20 protein-coding genes and 1 tRNA gene are annotated in these 24,611 nt (G+C 57.0%); 16 read left to right on the plus strand and 5 right to left on the minus strand.

Annotated features, from left to right (window positions below; translation table 11 throughout):
* The first annotated feature begins 241 nt into the window (after positions 1–241).
* Together LEPTO7104_RS34740 and LEPTO7104_RS0120940 are read left to right on the plus strand one after the other, a co-directional pair.
* Entirely contained in the window at positions 242–1,765 is a 1,524-nt protein-coding gene (locus tag LEPTO7104_RS34740) for a beta-barrel domain-containing protein (RefSeq protein ID WP_017300551.1), read from the plus strand.
* A gap of 269 nt (positions 1,766–2,034) precedes the next feature.
* The gene (locus tag LEPTO7104_RS0120940; protein ID WP_017300552.1) at positions 2,035–3,021 is read left to right on the plus strand and encodes a LysR family transcriptional regulator; all 987 of its coding nucleotides are present in this window, start codon (positions 2,035–2,037) and stop codon (positions 3,019–3,021) included.
* Positions 3,022–3,209: 188 nt separating this feature from the next.
* Here the strand turns inward: LEPTO7104_RS0120940 and LEPTO7104_RS0120945 are convergent, their stop codons facing one another.
* Together LEPTO7104_RS0120945 and psbD are read right to left on the minus strand one after the other, a co-directional pair.
* The gene (locus LEPTO7104_RS0120945; protein WP_264308713.1) at positions 3,210–4,175 is read right to left on the minus strand and encodes a COG4705 family protein; all 966 of its coding nucleotides are present in this window, start codon (positions 4,173–4,175) and stop codon (positions 3,210–3,212) included.
* Positions 4,176–4,229: 54 nt separating this feature from the next.
* Entirely contained in the window at positions 4,230–5,288 is a 1,059-nt protein-coding gene (gene psbD / locus LEPTO7104_RS0120950; RefSeq protein WP_026072380.1) for a photosystem II D2 protein (photosystem q(a) protein), read from the minus strand.
* Between the two features lie 421 nt (positions 5,289–5,709).
* Between psbD and LEPTO7104_RS0120955 the strand changes: the two genes are divergently transcribed.
* The 5 genes from LEPTO7104_RS0120955 (at position 5,710) to LEPTO7104_RS0120975 (ending at position 7,615) form a co-directional block, all read left to right on the plus strand.
* A complete protein-coding gene (locus LEPTO7104_RS0120955; RefSeq protein ID WP_017300554.1) occupies positions 5,710–5,985 on the plus strand; it encodes a UPF0367 protein family in 276 nt (91 codons plus the stop codon).
* Between the two features lie 25 nt (positions 5,986–6,010).
* Positions 6,011–6,700 (plus strand): energy-coupling factor ABC transporter ATP-binding protein, encoded by a 690-nt coding sequence (locus LEPTO7104_RS0120960; RefSeq protein WP_017300555.1) that lies wholly within the window; start codon positions 6,011–6,013, stop codon positions 6,698–6,700.
* A 128-nt stretch (positions 6,701–6,828) separates the two neighbouring features.
* Positions 6,829–7,056 carry a DNA-directed RNA polymerase subunit omega gene (locus LEPTO7104_RS0120965; protein WP_026072917.1) on the plus strand — a complete coding sequence of 76 codons (228 nt, stop codon included), beginning with the start codon at positions 6,829–6,831 and terminating at the stop codon, positions 7,054–7,056.
* 6 nt (positions 7,057–7,062) lie between these two features.
* A complete protein-coding gene (locus LEPTO7104_RS0120970; protein WP_017300557.1) occupies positions 7,063–7,449 on the plus strand; it encodes a DUF1818 family protein in 387 nt (128 codons plus the stop codon).
* Between the two features lie 92 nt (positions 7,450–7,541).
* Positions 7,542–7,615, plus strand: a tRNA-Pro gene (locus tag LEPTO7104_RS0120975).
* Between the two features lie 393 nt (positions 7,616–8,008).
* Here LEPTO7104_RS0120975 and LEPTO7104_RS0120980 read toward each other — a convergent pair.
* The 3 genes from LEPTO7104_RS0120980 to dnaB form a co-directional block, all read right to left on the minus strand.
* Positions 8,009–9,088 carry an MBL fold metallo-hydrolase gene (locus LEPTO7104_RS0120980; RefSeq protein ID WP_017300558.1) on the minus strand — a complete coding sequence of 360 codons (1,080 nt, stop codon included), beginning with the start codon at positions 9,086–9,088 and terminating at the stop codon, positions 8,009–8,011.
* A gap of 130 nt (positions 9,089–9,218) precedes the next feature.
* Positions 9,219–9,887, minus strand: coding sequence for a dienelactone hydrolase family protein (locus tag LEPTO7104_RS0120985; protein ID WP_017300559.1), 669 nt, complete (start codon positions 9,885–9,887; stop codon positions 9,219–9,221).
* 144 nt (positions 9,888–10,031) lie between these two features.
* Complete coding sequence (gene dnaB / locus LEPTO7104_RS0120990; protein WP_017300560.1) at positions 10,032–12,869, minus strand: replicative DNA helicase; 2,838 nt, start codon at positions 12,867–12,869, stop codon at positions 10,032–10,034.
* A 388-nt stretch (positions 12,870–13,257) separates the two neighbouring features.
* Here dnaB and LEPTO7104_RS0120995 point away from each other — a divergent pair, with 388 nt between their 5' ends.
* The 9 genes from LEPTO7104_RS0120995 to LEPTO7104_RS37210 all read left to right on the plus strand — a co-directional run bounded on the left by LEPTO7104_RS0120995 (position 13,258) and on the right by LEPTO7104_RS37210 (position 24,539).
* Positions 13,258–13,581: a hypothetical protein gene (locus LEPTO7104_RS0120995; RefSeq protein ID WP_422879853.1), complete on the plus strand. Its 324-nt coding sequence runs from the start codon at positions 13,258–13,260 to the stop codon at positions 13,579–13,581.
* A gap of 150 nt (positions 13,582–13,731) precedes the next feature.
* Positions 13,732–14,265, plus strand: coding sequence for a DsbA family protein (locus LEPTO7104_RS0121000; protein WP_017300562.1), 534 nt, complete (start codon positions 13,732–13,734; stop codon positions 14,263–14,265).
* 68 nt (positions 14,266–14,333) lie between these two features.
* Complete coding sequence (locus tag LEPTO7104_RS0121005) at positions 14,334–14,789, plus strand: histidine kinase dimerization/phospho-acceptor domain-containing protein (protein ID WP_083887103.1); 456 nt, start codon at positions 14,334–14,336, stop codon at positions 14,787–14,789.
* Positions 14,790–14,857: 68 nt separating this feature from the next.
* Positions 14,858–15,211, plus strand: a complete 354-nt coding sequence (locus LEPTO7104_RS40310) for a hypothetical protein (protein ID WP_155523721.1) — start codon at positions 14,858–14,860, stop codon at positions 15,209–15,211.
* A 233-nt stretch (positions 15,212–15,444) separates the two neighbouring features.
* Entirely contained in the window at positions 15,445–16,839 is a 1,395-nt protein-coding gene (locus tag LEPTO7104_RS0121015; RefSeq protein WP_017300565.1) for an AAA-like domain-containing protein, read from the plus strand.
* The gene (locus LEPTO7104_RS0121020; protein WP_017300566.1) at positions 16,832–18,259 is read left to right on the plus strand and encodes an AAA-like domain-containing protein; all 1,428 of its coding nucleotides are present in this window, start codon (positions 16,832–16,834) and stop codon (positions 18,257–18,259) included. The genes LEPTO7104_RS0121015 and LEPTO7104_RS0121020 overlap by 8 nt, the downstream gene beginning before the upstream one ends.
* Before the next feature lie 136 nt (positions 18,260–18,395).
* Entirely contained in the window at positions 18,396–18,953 is a 558-nt protein-coding gene (locus tag LEPTO7104_RS0121025) for a DM13 domain-containing protein (protein ID WP_017300567.1), read from the plus strand.
* A 425-nt stretch (positions 18,954–19,378) separates the two neighbouring features.
* Positions 19,379–21,535, plus strand: coding sequence for a dynamin family protein (locus tag LEPTO7104_RS0121030; protein WP_017300568.1), 2,157 nt, complete (start codon positions 19,379–19,381; stop codon positions 21,533–21,535).
* A gap of 616 nt (positions 21,536–22,151) precedes the next feature.
* Positions 22,152–24,539, plus strand: a complete 2,388-nt coding sequence (locus LEPTO7104_RS37210) for a GGDEF domain-containing protein (protein ID WP_051158521.1) — start codon at positions 22,152–22,154, stop codon at positions 24,537–24,539.
* Positions 24,540–24,611: the final 72 nt, after the last annotated feature.

Raw genomic sequence — 24,611 nt, forward strand, 5'->3', positions numbered from 1 at the left:
TAACCCAGGCCCGTGCCCAGCAGCATTTCCGCCGGCGGCGGGCAAAACCAAAATGGCGATTATCGGCGCTGCTATGCACAAGCTCATTCGTATCGTCTACGGCGTGTTGTCCTCAGGTCAACTCTACGATCCTGAAAAGCTGAAACCCCAAAAATCGGCCTTGGCTGTCCCTTGACGATCTCGGGCCAACACAGTATCTACCCATCCCCATCCACCCATCCACTCACCCACCCCCAAAGCCATGGTTCGCATCAATAGCATTCCCCCTACCCCACCACCCAGCCCCGACAAAAACGGCGACGCAGTGCTTTCCAACCAGCCCTCGCGGCAGCAGGTGCAGTTTGACAAGCCGGTGATTTTGCGCCAGTCGCCCCGGTGGTCGCGGGCGGTGGTGTGGACCCTGGTCGGGGTCACTGCGTTTACCCTGGCCTGGGCCTGCCTGGCCAAGTTCGAGGAGGCGATTCCGGCCCAGGGCAAGCTAGAGCCAAAGGGTATGGTGCAGCCGGTGCAGGCTCCGGTGGGAGGCGTGGTCGAGGAAGTGATGGTCACCGAGGGGCAAGCGGTGAAGGCGGGCGACCCGCTGCTGCGGTTCGACCCCGAGACCACCCAGGCGCAGCTGGATTCGCTAAAGAGCATTCGCGCCAAGCTGCAGGAAGAAAATGCCTACTACAAAGGGCAGCTGGCCGACAAAATTGACGCCAGTGCTCCGGTCGATATTGCTCCGGAACTCGCTCAGCTGACCAGCAACCGCGCCGCCCTGGTGGCCGAAAACGCCCTCTACCGGGCGCAGCTGGCGGGAGATGCCACCGGAGAAGCCTTGCCCCCGGCCCAGCGCGATCGCCTGCGCGCCTCTACCGCTGAGCTGAACTCGCGCCTCAGCATCGCCAATTTGGAGGTAGAACAGCTCCGCCGCCAGCGGACCGAAACCCAGGTTCAGCTCGTCAATGCCCGCGATGCCCTGGCGGTCAATCAAAAAATCCTGGCGCGCATCAAACCCCTGTATGAGGCCGGTGGAATTGGCGAAATTCAGTACCTACAGCAGGATCAGGAGGTGAACAACCGCCAGACCGAGGTCAACCGCCTGGAGGAAGAGGCCCAGCGGCTAGACCTGCAAATTGTCCAGGCCCAGGAAAAGTCCCGCAATACCGCCATGGCCTCTCAGGACGACCTGCAACAGCGCATTGCGGCCAACAACAACCAGATTGCCACCATCGACAGCCAGCTGACCAAAACCATCCTGGAAAATGAAAAGCAGCTGAAAGAGCTAGATAGCCAGATGGCGCAGCTCCAGCAAACCCTGACCTATCAAGAGCTGCGCGCTCCGGTCAGCGGTACGGTCTTTAACCTCAAGGCCAACCAGCCCGGCTATGTGGCCAACTCCACCGAACCGATTCTTGAAATTGTGCCCACCGATGCGCTGGTGGCGCGGGTGTTTATCACCAACCGCGACATTGGCTTTGTGCACGAAGGCATGGATGTGGATGTGCGGATTGACTCGTTTCCCTACAGCGAGTTTGGCGATGTCAAGGGCACCCTTACCCACATCGGCTCCGATGCGCTGCCGCCGGATCAGATCAATCCCAACTACCGCTTTCCGGCGGAGGTCACCCTGGGCGATCAGATGATTGCCATCGACGGCAAGCCGGTGCAGCTTCAGTCAGGCATGTCCCTGAGCGCGAATATCAAAACCCGGCCCCGGCGAGTTATTACCATCTTCTCAGACCTGTTCGTGCGGAAGATCGACACGATTAAAACGGGCGGGTAGGGGAGAGGGGGAGAGGGGGTGATGGGGTGATGGGGTGATGGGGTGATGGGGTGATGGGGGAGAGGGAGTGATGGGGTGATGGGGTGATGGGGTGATGGGGTGGTAGGTGTGTCAGCTTTTGGGGCATGGGATCGGGTGTCTGGCGGAGTGACTTACCTACCGAGATAGGTTATCTGCCGTGCATTCATAGAAAAAGCAGACTAAGTCATCCCGATTTGATAGAATAGCGTCTATGTAAGTACTCCGTCGCCCACCGGGGAGGTAGTTCGTTGATTCACGCCACGCTCCACCAGCTCAAGGTTTTTGAAGCAACTGCCCGCCACGGCAGCTTTACCCGCGCCGCCGAAGAACTCTACCTGACCCAGCCAACGGTATCGATTCAGGTGAAACAGCTGACTAAGGCGGTGGGGCTGCCCCTGTTCGAGCAGATTGGCAAGCGCCTCTACCTGACCCAGGCGGGGCAAAAGCTGCTGGAGACCTGCCAAGAAATTTTTGACGGCCTCGACCAGTTTGAAATGGCTGTCTCTGACCTGAAGGGGCTAAAGCAGGGGCAGCTGCGGCTGGCCGTGATCACAACGGCAAAATACTTTGTGCCCCGGCTGCTGGGGCCGTTTTGCCAGCGCTTTCCCGGCATTGATATTTCGCTGAAGGTCACCAACCACCAGCAAATTCAAGAGCGCATGGCCAACAACGACGACGATCTCTACATCATCAGCACCCCGCCCGAGCAGCCCGACCTGAAGATTTATCCTTTTCTCGAAAATCCTTTGGTGGTGCTGGGTCCCCAAGATCACCCCCTGGTCGGTCAGCCGCGATCGCCTATTGAGGCCCTCAACGGTGAGCAGTTCATTATGCGTGAGCCAGGATCGGGCACCCGCCAGGCAGTGCAAAAGCTGTTTACCGAGCACGATATCAACGTCAGGGTGCGCCTGGAGTTGGGCAGCAACGAGGCAATCAAGCAGGCGATCGCAGGGCGCCTGGGTATTTCAGTACTGTCGCTGCACACCATCATCTCCGAGGGCACCAGCGGCGAGTTTGCCATTCTCGATGTCGATCACTTTCCCATCGATCGCCACTGGTATGTGGCCCACCTGGCGGGCAAGCAGCTCTCAGTGGTCTCCCAGACGTTTTTAAACTACCTGCTCGAAGAAAGCCACACGCTGGTCGAAAACCTGCTGCCCGGCATTAATCGCGCCCCGGCTGCGATCGTGCCCGGCAGCAAAGCCAAGGGCGACGAAGTACTGAGCAAAGTTTAAGGGCTGCCGGGCAGGCGATGCCGGGCTAGTACTCGAAGGCTGAAATATGCCGACTATTCCAGCGCTTGGTTCCCTAGCTCCCTTGCTCCCTCGCGATTGGCAATAGTCGCCACACTTGTGCCGCAGTCTATTAGCTTCTGCTAGCGGATGCCGCTGGTGTCAGGCTAAAGGCAACAGCAATCGCAGAGTCATTCCGATTTAGGGTTTACCGCACCCGCTACCCCGGCTTGGCTGTAGGTGGAATAGGCCACCAAAGCCGCAATTAAAATCCCCAAGATGAGGCTTATATGCCCTGTGCCAAACCCTACTCCCCCCAGGTCCTGCGGTCTGCCTATCCAATCCGCCAGGGATGCGCCGAGGGGCCTAGTCAAAATGTAGGCCAGCCAAAAGGTGGCAATTTTGTTTAGCCCTGAGCGCCAGTATGCTACGGCGGGCAGAGAAAAGAGCAGGGCAAACAGCAATCCCGATGTTAAATAGCCTAAATTGAGTGTGGAGGCGGTCATGTCGCCTGCGGCTGTGCCCAGGGCAAAGGTAGCCATCACCGTAGCCCAGTAAAATAGCTCGCGCCGAAAGGTGTGAATGCGGTGAATAGACAGCGTCTTTTCACTCATATACCAAACCGCAAAAATGCTGCCCAGCACTACAGAAAAACCTGCAGTTGATAGAAGATACGAAATACCTAAGCCAACATGAATAGCATCGGCAACCATTGTGCCAAAGATTGCCACCATAACAATGGCTAACCAATACACCCAGGGAATATATCGGCGCGCCGAAAACTGTAGAAATAGCGCAATGAACAATCCAATACCACCCAGCGCCACGGCAAAAACTGGGTTCATCTGGTGGGCTAAATAATCTGAGGTTGTTTCGCCCATTCCCGTGGTTAGCAGCTTTATGATCCAGAATAAAGCGGTGATTTCGGGCAGTTTCTTAACCAGACGTTTTCTGTGCCGCAGAGATGACTCTAGATGGCTCGATTTTGGCTTCATGTCTGTCTCAATTGGAGTTGTGGCGTTGCCTCGGATATGAGGCATCATCGATCGGCCCCAGGGGCTTTGTGCTTTAAGCCGATGGGGCTTTAAGAAATCAATAAAACTTGAGATTTTTTCTATAAAGCTATGCGGCTCAAAAAAAAGAGAGGCGCTGGGCACCTCTCTAAATGAAACATCTGAATTGACTAATTCAAGCTGACAGTTGCAAATCCCTTACAGGGCGTTACCACGGGGGAGTACCTCTTCGGGGAATACAAACTTCTCATGGGGCTGGTCGGTGGGGGCCATCCAGGCGCGAATGCCTTCGTTCAGCAAGATGTTCTTGGTGTAGAAGGTCTCAAACTCGGGGTCTTCCGCCGCCCGAATCTCCTGGGACACAAAGTCGTAAGCCCGCAGGTTCAACCCTAGACCCACAATGCCCACCGCACTCATCCACAGACCCGTCACCGGCACAAACAGCATGAAGAAGTGCAGCCAGCGCTTGTTGGAGAACGCAATCCCGAAAATCTGAGACCAGAATCGGTTTGCGGTCACCATCGAATAGGTCTCTTCAGCCTGGGTCGGCTCGAAAGCGCGGAAGGTGTTGGCGTTCTCGCCATCTTTGAACAGGGTGTTTTCAACGGTGGCCCCGTGGATGGCGCACAGCAGCGCCCCACCCAGCACGCCCGCTACCCCCATCATGTGAAAGGGGTTCAGCGTCCAGTTGTGGAAGCCCTGCAAAAACAGCAGGAAGCGGAAAATGGCCGCTACGCCAAAGCTGGGGGCAAAAAACCAGCTCGACTGGCCCAGGGGGTACATCAGAAAGACGCTGACGAATACCGCGATTGGCGCCGAGAAGGCGATGGCGTTGTAGGGCCGCAGACCGACCAGGCGGGCGACTTCAAACTGACGCAGCATAAAGCCAATCAGGCCGAACACGCCGTGCAGCGCCACAAAGGTCCACAGGCCGCCCAGTTGGCACCAGCGCACAAAATCGCCCTGGGCCTCGGGACCCCACAGCAGCAGCAGGGAGTGGCCCAGGCTGTTGGCTGGCGTCGATACGGCGACGGTTAAAAAGTTGGCCCCTTCCAGGTACGACGACGCCAGGCCGTGGGTGTACCAGGAGGTGACGAAGGTGGTGCCCGTCAGCCAACCCCCCACCGCCAGAAAGGCGCAGGGAAACAGCAAAATCCCGGACCACCCGATAAACACAAAGCGATCGCGCTTTAGCCAGTCGTCAAGGACGTCGAACCATCCTCGCTGGGTTTGCGCGCGTCCCATTGCTATGGTCATACGCGAATCTCCGTAACTAATTGACAACAAGGTATATACACGGAAGATGATTGCGCTACTGCTAACCTGAAACCCATTAACCGACCCAAAGTCAAGCCAAGGGATCGCAGATTATGAGTAGTGTTTACTATTCTTTACCGTAGCTATCATTATAGTGGGTATTTTTGGGGAAGCTAGATTGGAGACTCATATAACCTCCAGGTTCTAACGGATTGAATAGGCATTTATACTTACTTTTTGATGCGGAGTTTTGCCCATTCCTGCTTTAACGCCCTTTGCCTCTACTGAATCCCCTAAAAACATCGGGCGCGTTCTCTGTCTTGATCAAAACAAGGGTATGGACCCTTTACACTCTATATATAGGACTGTGCCTGATTAAAACGGCCTGAATCACTAAAATTTTATTGGGTAGTATTCGACTATGTTCACGATCGAGTTAACGCTGAAGCACACGGCTATGCCCCTTTCTGTGCAAAAGAAAGACCAGGGTGAGGCAGAGGCTCTCTATAACTCAATTGCAGAGGGATTACGCAGTAGTAGCGCACAGTTAGTTGAAATCACCTGTGACCAGCAGCCCCACAAGCGCATCAGCATTTTGGGCGGGGAGATAGCGGCGGTGCAAATCTTTGAGAAAAGCGGTACGGCCACGGCGTCGGGTCGCCCGCCTGGCTTCTTTGCCCTGAGCAGTGATCAATAGGTCATTTTTTAGGAAAACAAAATTAGTGTCTGGCGACAATCGTATACTCGAGCGCTCTGCAGCCATTCGAGTCAGCAACTTGCAATTTGAGTGGCCCTCTGGGCAGTCAGTGCTCCAGGGTTGCTCCCTGGAGGTTCAGGCTGGCGAATTCTGCATGCTGCTGGGCAATAACGGCAGCGGCAAGTCAACCCTCCTAAAGATTTTAGGAGGGCTGCTGCAACCCCAAGGGGGACAGTGGGCTATTGAGCAGCCCGTGGGATTTGTCTTTCAAAACCCCGACCATCAGCTGGTGATGCCCACCGTGGGGGCCGATGTGGCCTTTGGGCTGGTGGACGAGCACCTTTCCCTAGCAGAAATTCGCAATCGGGTAGATGACGCTTTGGCGGCCATTAATTTGCTGGACCTGAAGCGGCGACCTATCTATGCCCTGAGCGGTGGACAAAAGCAGCGCGTGGCGATCGCAGGGGCGATCGCCCGTCATTGCCACGTATTGTTGCTCGACGAACCCACCGCTCTGCTCGATCCCGATAGCCAGATCGACCTGGTGAAGCGGGTGAGGGATTTAGTCAAAGGGCGTGGGCTAACGGCCCTGTGGGTGACCCATAGATTGGTGGAGCTCGACTACTGCGATCGCGCCTTCTTGCTGGAGGAAGGTCAAGTACTGGACGAAGGCGACCCCACTCGACTCAAACATCGGCTGCAAAACCAGCCGTAAACGCCCTGCCCCCTTAAAATCAGGCCTGTTGGTAGCGAGAGTGGCTGAGACCAGCGCGCAGAGCCATATTTCAGTGGCATCTGAAATTCTTGGTAGTATGGAAGCTTAAGTTATTTATTCAGGTTGTTATGGTTAAGCGTTCTCCCTTTGACAGCACCCAAGTTATGCGACGCACCGAGGACCTGATTCGGGCGGCTTCAAACCGCTATCGCATTACAGTGCAGGTGGCTAACCGAGCCCAGCGGCGACGCTTTGAAGACTTTGAAAACTACGAAGACCCCAAGATGAAGCCGGTGCTGCGGGCCATCATTGAGATGTCTGATGAATTGACCCAGCCTGAAATTATCGGTGAATAGGGTCGAATGGACTGCCCCGCCGCCGCAGGTCAGCGGTTTACCAAAGAAGGTGAAGGTTGGCGACTGGGGTGGGATGCCGCTGCACCGTGCTACAAGGGCCTGCTGGCAGGCGCCAGCTGGGCCGTTGAGCTAACTGAAGCTGAGTTCCACACCTTTCGGCGGCTCGCTATAGAAATTAGCCAGGCTATGGCGGCGATCGCCAGCGAACTCATGGAGGCGGAGCGTCTTAGCTGTGAAGCCGAAGCCGATGGGCTATGGCTAGAGGCAGAAGGGTTTCCTGACGCCTACAAACTTAGGTTTATTCTGGCATCGGGTCGGCGCTGCGAAGGTGAATGGGAGGTAGGCGCTGCCCAACAGCTCATCCAGGCTATCCACCATGTGACTCTGTTTTAGTACCGTGAGAGACCCAAAAGCTGATTTTCTAGTTTTACCGGAGTACTTAAACGCTCTCTGTGTTACTCTAGGTAAGCACAATTAAAGCAGACCGGGGCGTAGCGCAGCTTGGTAGCGCACCACTTTGGGGTAGTGGGGGTCGTGGGTTCAAATCCCGCCGCTCCGATTGCGAAAACCCTCCAGAAATGGGGGGCTTTTTGCTTTTAAAGCTGGCGATCGCACTATGCTGATTCACAGCGGGCAACAATCCAGGCTGACATAATTATTGACATAATTATGCGTATGCTCTGGCGAGCGGCTGGGCCAACCCCTCTAGAGCTCTCGTCACGTTAGTTAGGACAGTGAGAGACGTTGAGAACGCTCGAACGCTGGCTCTGAGAAATGTCCTAACCTACCTGTCGGCTGCTACAGAGCGCCAGCGAGCCGCTCGCCTAGCCGCCCGCCTGCATCAGCAGGGCCTTGATCCCGATGCGGTATGACGTGCCGAACCGAGGCACCGTCTGGGCGGTAGCCCGCTTCGGAGTTGAGTTCGTCGGTGCAACCTATAGCGCTGACGAATCTAAGCCTTCTCGACGGGCAGGTTGGCCTCATTCCAGCTCAGCATGCCGCCGCGCAGGCTAGCCGCCTCTTTCAATCCCTGTTTTTTGAGAATCACGGTGGCCTGGGCCGATCGCCGTCCCGACTTGCATACCGCCACTAAGGGCTGGTGGGTGGGAATTTCGCTGACTCGCCCTTCCAGTTCGCCCAGGGGAACCAGTTGAGCATTCCCGATGTGGCCGAGTTCAGCGTTGAACTCCTCCGGGGCGCGCACGTCAAGCATGTGCACCTGGCCGAGATTTTCGGCCACCCACTGGGGATCGATCTCTTTGACGCCCCCGTAGGTGAGGCGCACTGGCCCCCAGTCGGCAATGGTGGGCATTTTGCCATCTTCAGGTCTGCCGCAGAGGCAGTTGGCGGGAATGGCGATGTCGATTTTTTTAGGATGGGGCAGGCCCAGGTTTTCCATGTAGCCAACAAAGTCGGTTTCGTCGGCCTGGCCGCCAATGCGGGGATTGTAGGCTTTTTCTTCGCCCACGGAGGAGGCGGTGCGGCCGCTGTAGTCGTGGGCGGGCCAGATCATGCAGTAGTCGGGCAGGCTAAAGATTTGCTCGGTGATGGAAGCATACATCGTGTGGGCATTCCCCTGCTGAAAGTCGCAGCGGCCCGCGCCACGGATGAGCAGACAGTCGCCGGTAAAGGCCATGGAATGGTCGTCTAGCACGTAGGTAATGCAGCCGTCGGTGTGGCCGGGGGTGGCACGGATTTCAAGGGTGCGATCGCCAAAGGCAACCCTATCCCCATGATCGAGCAGGTAGTTGGCTCCCTGAACCATATCCCCATAGCGGCCCGAGATGCCAATTTTCGAGCCTACTGCCTGCTGCATCAGCCACGCGCCGGTGACGTGGTCGGCGTGGCAGTGGGTGTCTAGGGTGGCTATTAGGCTGAGGCCGAGTTCTTCGATCAGGGCGCGATCGCGCAGATGCTGCTCAAACACGGGGTCAATCAGCACGGCTTCTTTAGAGACGGGGTCAGCTAGCAGGTAGGTGTAGGTTGACGAATCTGCGTCGAAGAGCTGGCGAAAAAGTAGCGATTTAGCCATGACGCAAAGCTCCATGCAAATAAAGACTGACGGGAAGCGATCCTTTATTCACTATATAACTAATTAGTTGTCTTTTGCAGCAAAGGGTTCTTCCGCTCTGCTTCCCGCCGCCGGGCGGCGGCTCGCTCCCCTAGGCCAAATGTTTGGCGAGAAAAGCTAGCGATCGCTCCCAGGCCAGCTTAGTGGCCTCAGGATCGTAAATGTCGTTATTTTCGTTGCCAAAGGCGTGATGGGCGTTGTACCAGTAGAGTTCGTAGTTCACGCCGCCCTCCTTCAGGCGGGCTTCAAACGCCTTCACCTGATCAGGCGAAAAGAACTCATCCTGTTCGGCGAAGTGGCCCTGAAAGGGAATCGAAATCGTGCGGGTATCGGCGGCCTCGACCGGGGGCACCCCGTACCAGCACACCGCCACATCGGCTTCGGGGACATGCACCGCTGCCAGCACGGTGAGCGCGCCGCCCATGCAATAGCCCATCTCCGCCACCCTGGGGCTGCTGGCCTGGAGGTGCTGCACGGCCCCGCGTATGTTTTGGGTAGCGGCATCGCCAAAGTCGAGGTCATTCATCAGGTGCTCGGCCTCGGCGGCTTCGACCGTAACCTCGCCTTTGTAGAGGTCGGGCACCAGCACCCGGTAGCCCTGCTGCACAAGCTGATCGGCCACGCCTTTGATCTGGTCGTTGAGGCCCCACCATTCTTGAATTACCACGATGCCGGGGGCGCTGCTGCCGCTGGCCGGTTCGGTGTAGTACCCCCTGCAAGTCTGGCCATCGGGTCGCTGAAAGTTGATGAGTTGACCCATAGTATCCTCCTAAGGTTGCGTTGCTCCAGCCAGATTACCTCTCCTCAGAGCATAATGCACGGACTGGGGCATATACGTTGTAGCGCAGGATGGGGATGCTGCCGATGGCGCTGATGATTTTGCAAGGGGGATTTTGCGGGGGGATCACAGGCCCGGTGTAGCCAGGTTGCGAAAGCGGGTGAACTGCGGCTCGAACAGCAGCTTGACGGTGCCCGTGGGGCCGTTGCGGTGCTTGGTGAGAATGATTTCGGCAATGCCGCGATCGGGGGTGTCGGGGTCGTAGTACTCTTCGCGGTAGAGCATCATGATTAGGTCAGCGTCCTGCTCGATCGCGCCAGATTCCCGCAGGTCACTCATCATTGGGCGCTTGTTAGTGCGCGACTCGACCCCCCGACTGAGCTGGGAGAGGGCAATAATCGGCACGTTTAGCTCGCGGGCCAGACCCTTGAGCGATCGCGTCATCTTCGAGAGTTCCTGCACCCGGTTGTCGCCCGCCCCCTCCATCAGCTGGAGGTAGTCGATCAAAATTAGCCCCAGGGCACCGCCCTGCTCCGCCTGGAGGCGGCGACAGCGGGAGCGAATTTCAGTCACCGAAATATTGGGGGTGTCGTCGATAAAGATCGGCATCTGGGAGAGCACGCTGATGGCGTGGCCCAGCTTTTCCCACTCGTTTTGGGCAATGCGCCCGGTGCGCAGGCGGCTGCTTTCCATTTCCACCTCGCTGGAGAGCAGGCGATAGACCAGCTGCACCTTCGACATTTCTAAGCTGTAGACGGCGACCGGCAGCTTCTGTAATGCGGCGATATTGCGAGCAATATTGAGTACAAAGCTAGTGTTGTGGACGCAGATATCGTTGGCGACAAAGTTGTGGGTATCGGGAATAGTAAGGTCGTAGACCTGTTTATGCCCCTGGGGTTCGATAGCGACAATCTCATCCCAGTACACGTCGCTGGTGGCAATCTGCTGAAGTTCTGGGTGCTCTAGGGCAGTGGCCAGGGCAAAGAGGCGATCGCGGGTTGGAGCCCGTTTACCGACATGGATATTGCTGGTGCTCTGAAATCCGGCTCGGGTGGCCAGAGACACCCAGGATTCGTCACCCTTAGCAACGCGGAGGGTATCCCAAATTTCGACCGGAATCAGATCGCGGTTGGTCTGGTAGCGGCGGTTGGCCAAAGCCGCTTCGACCTTGGCCAGCGCGGCTTCTTTGCCGAATATACCAATGTCCTGGCTGAAGGTTTTAATCGATCGCGCATCGGTAATATCGATCTGCCAGGCCGGGCGACAACCACCCTGATACTTGACAGCGCGAGCTCTCAACTGAGACAAAATTCCAAACCGCAGCAGTAGGTGCTGAACTTGTCGGGCTAAGGTTTCGCTAACCGTGGCGAAGCCAATCTGGGCTTGGCCACTGGCCAGCACCGTAGCCCAACCATCGGTGGCAAAAAGGCGATTGAGAAAGAGAGACAGAAGCGATCTGTCAAGCCGAAACACAGCCTCTGGAACCGTTTTTTGATGGGCTGATTTGCCCCAGAGCTGCTGTTTTTGTAGCCAGAGGGTAACGGTATTCTGGCTCATCCAGCGAATGGTCGGGAGACCGCCCGGAGCCAGCTCCTCTGGGACCACCTGGAGCAGCTGGCAGAGCCGTTCAAAGGTATCTAGACTAGGCGCGCACTCCCCCTGCTGCCACAGCGTCACCAGGCTAGGGGCTACCCCCAGCGCTTGGGCAAACCACCGGGCTGGATGGCCGCTGGCTTTGATCAAGGCTCGTAGGGATTGACCAAAACTAGTGCGGGCACGCTGTATCTCCTCGCCATCGGCGGTGATGTAGAGGCTGGGGGTTCGGGTGCCCTGGGAGGTTTCCAGACGAACTTTCACCCCGCGAAATTGCAAAGCAGCTGCGGTGAAATCGCCCTGAATGTGAGGATTTTCGTTGGTAAACTGCGGCGAGGCACCGGTCAGGCAACCATCCCCAATCAGGTAGGCCAGCAGTTTGACCTGGTGCTCAGGGAGAAGCTCGGTGCCAAACACGGGCAGCGTTCTGGGAACGGCAATTTTTTTGCCTACCGTCAGCTCTGCTAGGGGTCGCCAGCCCTGAATAGTTAGGTAAGGGTGGCTCAAGGTCGTCTCAATCTCTCTCCCCGACCGCGTCCTTACCCGAAACACAGGCTTAAGGCCATCGTCTACATAGGCGCTGGGTTGGGTAAGCCGCAACCGCCAGTCATCTCCCAGCGTGAATAGGGAGGCGGTTTGCTGCCGGTAGATATCGCCGATGGTCTTAAGGCTACCGTCGGCCAGCACAATCTGGGCATCAGCACTCAGGCACTTTCCCATGGACGGCCTGGCAGCGGCGATAATCAGGTCCGATCGCTGAAAACCCTGGGTCATAGCGTCGAGGTCGTAGAAGCCGCAGGGAATGCCGGGCAGCACGACACCGAGCGATCGCTGCTCGATTTCCGAAAACGTGTCGATCAAAATATCTGAGGTGGCCGTCAGCCCGCCCTGGGGTCGCACCTGGGTGATGCCAAACAGCCGCTGCTCTGACTGATCCAGCACGTTTTCCAGGGGCAGGGTGGTGTCGTAGCCCAATTGAGCGATCTCGCCGCCGGTCTGAATCAGCATTCGGCGGGTGTATTTGTCCATCACCAGGGTGGCGTACTGGTCGATGTTGGCGGCGCTGACGGTGCGATCGACCAGCTGAGCCAGCCGAGTTTGCCCCCCCACCTGCTCCAGCTTGCCGTTGTCTTTGAGCCACACGGCGATCGTCATCAGGTCGGTTGGCTGCCCCTTGGCGTGCAGGGCCAGGGCGGCCCGATAAATGTCGCGGTGAGCCCCTGTGTAAAAGGCGTCCGGCACCAGAATCTCCATCACCCGGCCAATGGCTTCGGGGTCCAGCAGAATGCCGCCCAGAATGGCCTCCTCAGCCTCGATATTTTGGGGCGGCAGGCGATCGCTGACCGCATCAAACTTGAGATTCTGAACCATGACGCCAGGGAAGTGAAGTAGCTTTAATTGTGCGCTAAAGCTGGCCGATATGGGGCCGCACAAGCAAACCGAGCGCAGGGGCGATCGCGGTTGTGCTGGCGCTGAGAGGGAATAGGGCGCTGGTCAGATGGCTGGAGAAAAGTTGGCCCAGAGATGGCTACCTGGCCTTTTGGCCAGGATGACAGCTGGTCAAAAGGCGAGGCGCAATCTTAGTCTTGCGAGACGCGACAAGGGGGGGCGCAACCCATAAAGTACGGACATCCTCTTCCCGTAGTTTAATGGATAACCCACCATGAATCTTAATCTGATGTTAACCAATGTCGCAATGGTCAGGCCCCAATCTTTCACGGCCATCGTGCCTAAGGGAAAAGGTCTAGCTGTTGCCTCTCTGCTGATCGCGGGTCTGCTGTCTGCCGCCGCCATCACCCCTGTGAGGGCCGAGGATATGCCCGACTCCACCGGGCTTACCGCTGCCCAGCAGGTCGCCTTTGTGCAGGAGCACAAGGGTCAGTTTGGCGGTGGCGATCAGCTGCGGCGGTTCTTTTTTGGCGATTTAGAACCGATCTCGGTGCAGCCCGGCGGAGCGGGCATGGTGGTAAACCTGTACAACAAAGCCACTGACACCACCTTTGCCTACTGTGCCACCTACGATGTCGTTGTTGCCGTGGGCACAGGGCGGGTAATGGCGTTTCCCGACAGCGAGGTGCACTAGGGGCAACGTGGCTGGGGTGGGCGGCTAGCCAGACCGGAGCGGGATTCTGCCATGAACACCCGGCGATTCTGGTGCATTGTCCGCCCCAGGCAGTCTTTGGGATTCTCAACCGGCTTGAGTCAGCCGCATCCGCCCTCATTTACGACCACTATGATGCTTCCTGTCTCTACTCTGACGCGGCCCATTAGCTCCCAAGACCACTGGTGGGGGTCCCCCACGGCCGCCCTTACCCTGGTGCAGTACGGCGATTACCAGTGCCCCAACTGCGGTCTGGCCTATCCCCTATTGACGAAATTGCTGGAGCGAATGGGCGACCAAATTTGCTTTGTGTTTCGGCACTTTCCCCGCAGCGACGTGCATCCCCATGCTCAGCACGCCGCCGAAGCGGTCGAAGCGGCGGCCAGTCAGGGTAAATTTTGGCCCATGCACGACTACCTATATACCCGCCAGCACGCCCTGGGAAACGGCTACCTGGTTGAGTACGCCCTCGATTTGGGGCTGGATGTGACCCAGTTTTTGCGCGAGGTAACGGGCGATCGCTTTGTCGGTAGGGTGCAGGCCGATGTCGCCAGCGGACGCGCCAGCGGAGTGGTCGACACGCCCACCTTTTTTATCAACGGACGCCGCTATAGCGGTGCCCACACCCAGGCTGCGCTGTGGGAAGCGCTGTCCAAGGCGGCGTAGGGGAGCCTTAGCGTCCCTTCTGCGCCGCCTCAACCCCACTTCTCCACCTTCGTTACAGGAAAACTGCTATGCCCTCGCATTCAGGTCAGTCACCCAGGGTTCCTGGCTTTGCCTCCCCCTGGACAACCGGCGGCGATCCGGTCCCTGGGCCGCCATCGGGCAAGCCAGAACGGCGTCTGCCCGCTGAGGTGTCGTCCATCGCCTACAGCCCGCAGTATCTGCTCTACCTGGCAGAAATTGGCGAAAACACCGCTGGTCTCGTGCACGACATGCGCAGCCCGCTCACTGTAATTATCAACGGCCTGCGGCTGTGCCACCGCATGCCTCTGCCCCAGATCGCCCGCCAGCGGCTGGCCCTGGCTCTGGAGGAAGCAGAGCGCCTCAACCACATGGTCAACGATGTGATTGCCTTTGCCCGCTACGATCGCCCGGTGGAGTTTCCCTGGCAGGCCCTAGAGGCTCCCCCCTACCTGCCCCGGCCCGACGGCAGCACCCCTCGGCCCCTCGCTAAGCGCCCCAAATAGCGCCCTGGGTATCCCCTGTTTCGCCACCCTGCTCACTTTGCCACCCTGCCCTTTCACTGGTGCTAGCCATGGGTAATTCCAATCTCCCCTCGCCCTTTCCCTCGTCTGGCCCTGGGCTGGGTTCGCCCCTGCCCTACCAGAGCTGTGCCTTGGTGGTACAGAGGCCGTCAGGCTTAACCCACCGGACTCTTTTGACCGTAATGGCAGCGATCACGCCGCTGCTGGTGCTGGCGAACTGCCTGAACCGAACCCCCGCGACCCTGGCCGCTGCTCCTATACAGCTTGCCTTCGCCCGGAGCCTGCCCGACTCCTCTGACCTGGACTATGGGGGGCGCTCCGCCAAGCTGCTGTGGGCCGCCGCCCCGCTAGAGCCGCTGCCCCTGTTCAACCGCTGTCAGCCTCCAATCGCTGCCAGCCAGTGACGCCCCCGCTATCGCAGCCCTAGGGATATCGCAGCCGACGGGTAGGTTAGGACATTTCCCAGAGCCAGCGTTCGAGCGTTTGAGCGTTCTCAAGTCTCCCATTGTCCTGACTAACGTGACGAAGGCTGTGCCGACCTTACAGCGTTTTCTCCCCCTGACCCACCGGCTGGCGGCCCAGGAATTGCCCCCCAGGCCAGTCCGCTATGATAGCGTCAGTGTCTTTTTCCACTGCTATGCGTGCCGATGAAGCTCTGGCCCTACTGGATCAACTGCTGCCGGGCCGCACCTTCAGCAACCTGCAAGAAACGGTTTTTAGCCACGTGTGGGAGGGTAAGACCTATGCCGAAATTGCCGAAAGCTGCGGCTACGATCACAGCTACATTCGCGATGTGGGCTTTCGGCTGTGGCAGAGTCTTTCCGAATCGCTCAACCAAAAGGTCTCTAAGAGCAACATTCGAGCGGTACTAGAACGCTACGCCCGCCATCAGTCTCTACCGCCAACGGCTATGGTCAGCCTGCCAGAATCCCCTAGCTCCTTAGCCCCCGATCCCCAGAGATCGCCTCGCCCTGGGCCAGAGTGGGAATTGCCGAACGGACCTGTGCCTTTAAATTCTCCGTTCTATATTGAGCGCCCTCCCATCGAGGCCCAGGCCCAGGCTAACCTGCTGAAGCCGGGCAGCTTGATTCGCCTCAAGGCTCCGCGCCAGATGGGCAAAACCTCCCTGCTCCGGCGGCTGGTGGCCCATGCCCAGACCCACCACATGCGCTGCGTTACCCTCAGCCTGCACCGGGCCGATCGCGCAACCTTCACGGATTTAGATCGGTTTTTGCGCTGGTTTTGCGCCAACATTGGCCACCAGATTGGGCTTGAGGCCGACTTGGATCGCGTTTGGAATCGGGACATTGGCAGTAAGGTGAGCTGTACCGCCTACCTGGAGGATGCCGTTTTACCCCTGATCGACGCTCCCCTGGTGATTGCCCTCGACGAAGTCAACGAGCTGTTTCAGTATCCTGACCTCTCTTCAGAATTTTTGCCGCTGCTGCGATCGTGGTACGAAGATGCCCGCGAAATCGAGGCGTGGAGCCGAATTCGGTGGATTTTGGCCCACGCGACGGAGGTCTACGTGCCGCTGCAACTACACCAGTCGCCCTTTAACGTTGGGCTGGCCATTCCCCTGCCGCCCTTTACCGTAGAGCAAGTGCAGGAACTGGCCCACCGCCATCGCCTGGCCTGGGCCGAAGGCAGCCGGGGGGCCGAAAAACTTCTGGCGCTGCTGCGGGTGGTGAGCTGTCGGCCAGGGCTGGTGCGGCTGGCCCTCTACGCCCTGGCCCAGGGCAGCGCCAGCTTCGAGCAGCTGCTCGAAGAAGCTCCCACTCAGTCGGGCATCTACGGCGACCATCTGCGGGAACTGCTGGCGGCGCTCTACCCCCAACCCAGCCTCCAGGCGGCCTTTCGCCGGGTGATCGAATCTGCTGAGCCAGTGGCGCTGGAGCCGATTACGGCCTACCGACTGGAAAACCTGGGCCTGATTACCCTGCAAAAAAATTTGGCCACCCCCAGCTGTGAGCTGTATCGCCAGTATTTTCTGGCGTTTTTGCCCGCCTCATCGAGCCCGGCCTATGGTTGAATACCGGGTGGGCGGCAGCCTCGCCGCCGATGATCCTACCTATATCGAGCGGGAGGCCGATCGCACACTGCATCGATCGCTGCGGCGGGGAGAGCTGTGCTACGTGCTGACCTCGCGGCAGATGGGCAAGTCGAGCCTGCGGCTGCGCACCCGTCAGCGGCTAGAGACCGAGGGCGTGGGGCGCTGTGCGGCGATCGATATGACCCGCATCGGCAGCCAGCACATTACCCCAGAGCAGTGGTACCTGGGGCTGGCCTTTGATCTGCGGCGCAAGTTTGGCCTGCTCGATGGAGAGGATTTGCCTGCCTGGTGGCACGGGCTGGGGCCGCTGCCGCCTGTGCAAAAGCTCAGCTACTGGATTGAGACCGTTCTTTTAGGGCTTGAAGCCGACTACCCATTGTTCATTTTTTTAGACGAAATTGACGGCGTCAAGGGACTGAGCTTTGGGGTAGGAGATTTTTTTGGGCTGGTGCGCTTCTGCTACAATCAGCGGGCCGAAAACCCCATCTACCGGCGGCTTAACTGGGCCTTGTTTGGGGTGGCAACTCCGCGCGATCTGGTGGCGGAGGAGCACCAAACGCCGTTTAACGTGGGCAGAGCCATTTCCCTCAGCGGCTTCACATTGGATGAGGCCGAACCCCTGGCGGCGGGGCTGACCGCCCTGGCCCAGCGCCCCCGGCACCTGCTGGCCGAAGTCCTGCACTGGACTGGCGGACAGCCGTTTTTAACCCAAAAACTCTGCGGGCTGCTGCAGGCCACCTGCGGGGCTGAGCCGATCGCTGAAGGTGCGGAGGCCAGAGCGGTAGAGCGGCTGGTGCGATCGCGCCTCATCCACCACTGGGAAGCCCAGGACGACCCCGAACATTTGCGCACCATCCGCGATCGCCTGCTGGCCGACGAGCAGCGATCGGGCCGACTGCTCAGCCTGCACCAGCGGCTGCTGAGCCAGGGCAGCATTGCCATCGACGGCAGCCCCGACCAGGCGGAGCTAAAGCTGTCGGGTATTGCGATCGAGCAGGCGGGCTGCTTGCGGGTCACCAACCCGATCTACGCCGAGATCTTTAACCAGTCCTGGCTGAGCCACTGTCTGGCCCAGCAGCGCCCCTACGCGGTCATGCTGCAAGCCTGGGTTGCTTCCAGTTATCAGGATGACTCGCGGCTGCTGATGGGTCAGGCTCTGCAGGATGCCCTGCAATGGGCTGCCCACAAAAGCCTCAGCGACCTCGACTACCGCTACCTCTCGGCCAGCCAGGAGTGGGATGCCAAGATGGTGCGCCTGGAGCTAGAGGCCAAAGACAAAGCCAACCTGATGCTGGCTGAGGCTCAGCGCAGAGCCAATCAAATTATTTGGCTTAGCTATGTCAGCCTCGGCACCTGTTTGGCTATTTCCCTGGTGGCCCTGCTTTTTAGCGTGATCTAAAGCGTAATTCAAGGCGTAATTTGGCCCCGAAACTGAAAAGTTCCTAAGAAATGGGCATCGATTAGCTAAGAATTCTCCAATTTTAATCTTAACCCCGCTTCAGGTAGCTATCAGCCCCGTCCACGATGATGTGGCCATGAAAGCTCCTTCTCCCCTCACTACGGCGACCCGGCGGTTGACCCTCTGTAGCGCGATCGCCGTTGCCACTCCGCTGCTGGTACTGGCCAACGCATTGCTAAGCTCCGCCGATCGCGCGATCGCGCCCCCGGTTGTGCCCCTGCGGCCTCTGCTTGAGACACCGCCCCGGCTGTACGCGGCCTCCCAGAGCCTGGCCACGGCCTATCGCGCCTGGATGATGACCCCCGATGCCCGCATTGTGGCCGAGAACAATCAGCTTTTTCTGGAGTTTTATACCCCCTTTAATCTGCTTGCCCAAGGGCCAGATTTAAGCCTGGTTTTGGTTAAAGAAACCGTCCCCGTTGATAATTCTAGGCATAGCCAGGATGCCTTGTTTCTGGGTAAAATGCACGCCGCTGCGGGCAAACATCGCTATCCCATTGCGGTGCCGATGGCTGAATCTACATCGATCAATGAAACCATTCGCCAGTATCACTCGGTGATCCTTTGGTGCAGCGAACTGAATGCCATGGTGGCCTATTCGCCGCTAGAAATTGAACTGCTGGTATCAAAATAGCTGCGGCCAATCCTCCCTAACCCCTACCCTGATTGGGCAGCGCTTAGAAGGTTTTCTCGGGGGCTGAAGGCTGCATTGAAGACTTTCTCCTGAACTCCGCGATCGCCCGCAGTCCTACCGACTACACCCTGCACACCCCAAATTGCCAAGCGCAATGGACAGTTCGGCGATAGGCACAAGCTAGCGCCACGGTCTAAGTTGCCAATTTCTACGCTGGAAATGGAATTGCAGAGCATCATTTCCCATCGATCATTGCTGTAGTTTTCTATGGATGAGGGGAATGGTGCGGCTGTCTGCCGACCAGTCAGGTCGGCAGTTTTTGCATGTCAGTTATTCAGGTGAATAGCTGACCTATGCCGGTGTTGAATGAGCGAGCGATGGCACTTTAATGACCTGTTCACCCTATCAGGAGGACCTGAAAATCTATGAGCTACAAAGCCGACAGCTTTATTCAAGACTTAGATAAAGTCGCCAAAACGCGCCAGGAATTTGCCGCTTATCTGGCCGCCATGGCCACCACCCTGGATGACTCCGAACAGCTCGACAACACCTCTGGACAGCTGGGCCTGAACCCTGTGATCGCCGATCTCAACACCGCCAGCCAAAATCTTTCCTCAGAAGTCTTTCGCCTGCTGGTGCTGGGCGACATGAAGCGGGGCAAGAGCACCTTTCTCAACGCGCTGATGGGCGAAAACCTGCTGCCCACCGACGTCAACCCCTGCACCGCCCTGCTCACCATTCTGCGCTACGGCCCCGAGAAGCGGGTGACAGTGCATTTCAACGACGGGCGATCGCCCGAATCCCTCTCCTTTGATGCCTTTAAAGAGCGCTACACCATCCGCCCCGATCAGTCCAAAAAGCTAGAGGATGAGGGCACCCTGGCCTTCCCCGAGGTGGACTACGCCGTGGTGGAATATCCCCTGGCGATGCTGGAAAAGGGCGTGGAGATTGTCGACAGCCCCGGACTCAACGACACCGAGGCGCGCAACCAGCTCACCCTCAACTACGTCAACAGCTGCCATGCCATTCTGTTTGTGCTCAGCGCCACCCAGCAGTTCACCCTCAGCGAGCAGCGCTACCTCGACAACTACATCAAAGACCGGGGCCTGACCACCTTTTTCCTGATCAACGCCTGGGATGAGATCCAGAACCGGCTGGTGGACCCTGAGGATGAGACCGAACTGCGAGAAGCCGAAGACCGCGTTCGCCAGGTATTCCGCACCAATTTATCCCCCTACTGCCAGCTGGATGGGGAAGATCTATATGACAGTCGCACCTTCGAGGTTTCCTCCCTACAGGCCCTGCGGCAGCGGCTCAAGGGCGAGGAGGGCAGCCTGGAGGGCACCGGCTTTGGCGAATTCATGCAGGCGCTGACCACATTTCTCACCAAGGAACGGGCGATCGCCGAGCTGCGCCAGGCCAAAATTCTGGCCCGGCAGGCCTACCGCACCACCCACGATGCGATCGAGCGCCGCATTCCCCTGCTGGGCCACGACATCGACGAGCTGCGGGACAAGATCTGGTCGGTGCAGCCCGAGTTTGAGCAGCTGGTGGACATTCGCGACCAGTTCAAAGACGAAATTCGCGTCGTCGGCGAGCGCAAAGCTGGCGACATCACCACCTCCTTCCGCGACTTTTTGACCCGCCTGGACGAGACCTTTGAGGCCGATTTCGTTCGCTATCAGCCCGAACTCAAGTTCCTCGACTTTCTGCGCAAAGAGAAGCGCCAGGAGTTTGAAGCAGCGCTAAAGACCGCCTTTGAGCGTTACCTCGCCGACAAAATTGCCCTCTGGAGCAAAGACGCCCAGCGCGACATCGATCAGGCCTTTATTGAGCTGGCCCACCAGGCCTTTAAGCACGGCGAATCGTACAGCCACCTGACCGATCAGATCAACCAGAAACTTACCGGCGATCGCGTGGTGCCCCGCGCTCACCTCAGCCGGGAAGAGACCTCCCCCGGCTGGGCCAAGTGGGCGGTCGGCCTCTACGCTCTGACCACTGGGGATGTGGGGGCGATCGCCATGGCCGGTACCGGCCTGTTTAACTGGCGGCAAGTGCTGATGAACCTGGTGGGTGCCACCGCCATCACCATCGCCTTTGCCCTGGTGACCGACATTTTCCTCGGCCCCATCGGCATTGCGCTGGCGGGTCTGGGCCTGGGCAGCTGGAGCGCTGAACAGGCCCGCCGCAAGGTGGTGACCACTATGAAGGCGGAACTCAGCAACCTGCTGCCCCAGGTGGCCCAGGAGCAGTCCTTTGTGGTCTACCAGGTGGTGAAAGAGTGCTTTGAGACCTACCAGCAGGAGGTAGTCAAACGCATGAACGAAGACATCGCCGCCCGCAAAACCGAGCTGAGCGAGCTGGTCAGGCAGAAGGAATCCCGCGAGATCGACCGCGAGGCCGAAATCAAGCGGCTCAACCAGCTGGATGACCAGGTGCTGACCCAGTCGCACCAGGTGGAAGACGCCTACGATCAGGTGCTGGGCATTCAGATACCGGAGATAACCACAGCTACGGCAGAGGAACCCACAGTGAGTTCGTCATCGGCAGAGCAGACCATACTCACTGTTGCTGCGGTTTAGCACGGCCAAACAATTCTGCTAGAAGGTAGCCTCTATGAGGCATGAATCAATAGCAACTCCTTAAAGTAAGGGGGTGTAGGCTACCTACACCCCCTTATTTAGTTGTTTGGCTTTGCAGAATGCGTTGGCTGAAACGGCACAGGGCTATCTGCGGTACCTCGCCAGCGCTATAGCTGTAGCCAGTCTGGTTAAGACATTTCTCCTATGAACGTTTGAACGCCCATAGGGCTTCTAGATGTCCTAACCAACGTGACTATTGCTACACATCTTGGCTTAGCCACTGGCGCCAACGCGCCTTTAATCGCACTCGTTTAAATCAGGCGCAGGCAAATGAGGGGGAAAAGTTAATTAAAAACAGTAAATATGCGTAGATATACGTAAAAATATCCCTGACCAACTCACGAGCCTGTCACATTTAATGCTTATTCTCAAGGTAACGCTACTAGCAGTTTTTGTCGTCTAATTAAGAAAACCCAGGTTGTAATCGTGTTTCAAGGGAATCAAGACCAGGAAAGCCAGAGGAAGCTCAAGGTTTGCAGTGCTGGCCTCAAAAATCCTGGGTTGCTGCATTTAGATAGCTCAACAATCGTTGAGACAATTGTAAGGAGAACCTGAAATGAAGCACCGAATACAACAGAATGGAGGCTTAAGAGTTGATGGAAATCAGCTCTCCACCACGCTTGAATATCAGCGAGTGATTACACAACTTAGCCAATCTGCCCTATCTCAACTTCCACTAGTTGATCTATTCCAAAAGGCAGTTACGTTAGTTGCACAGGTGCTTGGTGTAAGCGGCAGCGACTATTGGCAAGTTCTATCAGATGGGCAAAAACTACGCCGCATCGCTAGTACTCAGACTATTGTTGAGCCCAGTTGTACTAGCATTCAAGAGGTTTCAGATTTCACCTATTGGCTCAATGCCAACGACCCAGCATCTCTTTCGGCCGGCGCATCATGCTCTGTGCATGATGGCCTACAGAAATTACTTCCTGCTCATATGCACGGGGCCGGATACATCCTCTTAGGCCGTAATGCATCCCTAGGCGTGCTTACGGTGTACACCCACTATCCCCATGCATTAACCCCTAGTGAAAGTCAATTTTTACAGATTATCACTCAGCTATTAGTCACTGCGGCAGAGCGAAAACGATCCGAAGCACTCCTGGTGGCTCAAACGCAAGTGCTTGAACAAGTGGCCTCCGGTTTTGCGCTGACCAGAATCTTAAACAGTCTCTGTTTACTTTTAGAACAAGAACTACCGGGTGCTTTTTGCTCAGTGTTGCTGATGGATGAGAGCAGTAAAACCTTATGTTCGGGTGTGGCCCCTAGCTTGCCCGAAGACTATGCTCGCGCCCTGAATGGATTAGTAATTGGTGAACAGGCGGGGTCTTGTGGAACAGCAGCGTACCGTGGTGAAGCCGTATTTGCCAATGATATTGCGATTGATCCCCTCTGGGCGCCCTTTCGAGATTTGGCCTTATCTCACAATATAAAAGCCTGTTGGTCAATTCCTTTCTTCTCTAAAACAGGTGAAGTTTTAGGTACCTTTGCCCTCTCCCACCAGGTTCCCTGTGGGGCTAGCCAAGATCACATCCAAATTATGAAGACCGCTGCTCATCTAGCCAGCATTGCAACTAAAAATCATTTAATTGGCGAGCGCTTACGACATCAGGCTCTTTATGACGATCTGACCCAGTTAGCTAATCGCGCCTTTTTTACGGAGCAACTCCAATTAAAGTTAAAGCAGCGCCAGCTAGATCGGTTGAACTCATCGTCCTCAGTCAACGAATTTGCCGTATTGCTGCTAGACATAGATCGGTTCAAGCTGGTCAATGATGGTTTAGGACATACCGTCGGCGATCAGTTTTTGCAAGCATTTGTGCAAAGAGCAAGAAACTGCATAGGGTCACAGGCTGTGTTTGCTCGGCTTGGAGGAGACGAATTTGCTATTTTGCTTGATCAAGCTCAAGGTTTAAAGAAAGCTTGTCAACTGGCTGATTGTTTGCAGGCTGCCCTCGCCGTACCTTTAAAAATTGGAGCCTATGAAGTCATTGCCTCGGTGAGTATTGGCATTGTTCATTCTTCTGGGAACTATTTTCAGCTTGAGGATATGCTGCGCGACGCCGACATGGCAATGTATCAGGCTAAAGCTAACGGCGAGAAAAGATATGTTGTCTTTGATCAAACGATGCATGCCTCAGCCCTTGCCAACCTCCGCATGGAGCAAGGCCTGCGCTCTGCTGTAGAGCAACTGCGCAATGAAGCTTGCCATCCCTTTCAACTTTATTATCAGCCTATTGTTTCCCTCGAAACGGGTGAAATCCTTGGTTTTGAGGCCCTCAGTCGTTGGCTACACCCAATCGATGGCCTAGTTTTACCAGGCCATTTCATTCCTATTGCTGAAGAAACGGGTCTTGTGGTTCCCCTGGGGAATTGGGTGATCGAAGAAGGGTGCCGACAACTACAACAGTGGCAAGTGGCATTTGCCAATCCCTTGTTGAGCATGAGCTTTAATATCTCGGCTCGGCAGTTTGCCCAGTCCGACATAGTATTTCGCATTCAAGATGCGTTGAATCGATACCACCTGCCACCGACCAGCATTAAGTTAGAAATCACCGAAAGTATTTTGATAGAAACTGCCCAGACCATTACTGAGCGCCTCGAACAGCTGAGAGCCATCGGGGTACAGCTCAGCCTTGACGACTTTGGCACAGGCTACTCTTCGCTTCAGTATTTGAATGATTTGCCTGTCGACACCCTCAAAATCGATCGCTCGTTTGTCCAGAGCCTACAACGGCATGAGGGTAAAATTATTCAAGCGATTATTGGGTTGGCTCAAAACTTGGGAATGACCGTTATTGCTGAAGGGATTGAAACCGTAGAGCAGCTAGCCTATCTCAAAAATCTTAACTGTGATCAGGGCCAAGGATATCTCTTTTCTCGTCCGCTCTCTCAGGCTGCCGCTGAAAATATGCTCTCTACCAAGGCAAATCTCGCTTTGTAATCGGTAGCCCCCAAGATACTTCTTCACATCAGCTGGAGATTCGCTGTTCATCTCTGTAGCCTTAGCTGGCGC

Source organism: Nodosilinea nodulosa PCC 7104 (genome assembly GCF_000309385.1).
Taxonomy (GTDB): domain Bacteria; phylum Cyanobacteriota; class Cyanobacteriia; order Phormidesmidales; family Phormidesmidaceae; genus Nodosilinea; species Nodosilinea nodulosa.

Bases quoted from the DNA above. Each gene is read 5' to 3' on its own strand.
- LEPTO7104_RS0121025 (WP_017300567.1), top strand. From the start codon at position 18,396: ATGAAAGCTCCTTCTCCCCTCACTACGGCGACCCGGCGGTTGACCCTC.
- LEPTO7104_RS0121015 (WP_017300565.1), top strand. From the start codon at position 15,445: ATGCGTGCCGATGAAGCTCTGGCCCTACTGGATCAACTGCTGCCGGGC.
- LEPTO7104_RS0120970 (WP_017300557.1), top strand. From the start codon at position 7,063: ATGGACTGCCCCGCCGCCGCAGGTCAGCGGTTTACCAAAGAAGGTGAA.
- LEPTO7104_RS0121020 (WP_017300566.1), top strand. From the start codon at position 16,832: ATGGTTGAATACCGGGTGGGCGGCAGCCTCGCCGCCGATGATCCTACC.
- LEPTO7104_RS40310 (WP_155523721.1), top strand. From the start codon at position 14,858: ATGGGTAATTCCAATCTCCCCTCGCCCTTTCCCTCGTCTGGCCCTGGG.
- LEPTO7104_RS0120980 (WP_017300558.1), bottom strand. From the start codon at position 9,088: ATGGCTAAATCGCTACTTTTTCGCCAGCTCTTCGACGCAGATTCGTCA.
- LEPTO7104_RS0120985 (WP_017300559.1), bottom strand. From the start codon at position 9,887: ATGGGTCAACTCATCAACTTTCAGCGACCCGATGGCCAGACTTGCAGG.
- dnaB (WP_017300560.1), bottom strand. From the start codon at position 12,869: ATGGTTCAGAATCTCAAGTTTGATGCGGTCAGCGATCGCCTGCCGCCC.
- LEPTO7104_RS34740 (WP_017300551.1), top strand. From the start codon at position 242: ATGGTTCGCATCAATAGCATTCCCCCTACCCCACCACCCAGCCCCGAC.
- LEPTO7104_RS0120965 (WP_026072917.1), top strand. From the start codon at position 6,829: ATGGTTAAGCGTTCTCCCTTTGACAGCACCCAAGTTATGCGACGCACC.
- LEPTO7104_RS0121030 (WP_017300568.1), top strand. From the start codon at position 19,379: ATGAGCTACAAAGCCGACAGCTTTATTCAAGACTTAGATAAAGTCGCC.
- LEPTO7104_RS37210 (WP_051158521.1), top strand. From the start codon at position 22,152: ATGAAGCACCGAATACAACAGAATGGAGGCTTAAGAGTTGATGGAAAT.
- LEPTO7104_RS0120955 (WP_017300554.1), top strand. From the start codon at position 5,710: ATGTTCACGATCGAGTTAACGCTGAAGCACACGGCTATGCCCCTTTCT.
- psbD (WP_026072380.1), bottom strand. From the start codon at position 5,288: ATGACCATAGCAATGGGACGCGCGCAAACCCAGCGAGGATGGTTCGAC.
- LEPTO7104_RS0121000 (WP_017300562.1), top strand. From the start codon at position 13,732: ATGATGCTTCCTGTCTCTACTCTGACGCGGCCCATTAGCTCCCAAGAC.
- LEPTO7104_RS0121005 (WP_083887103.1), top strand. From the start codon at position 14,334: ATGCCCTCGCATTCAGGTCAGTCACCCAGGGTTCCTGGCTTTGCCTCC.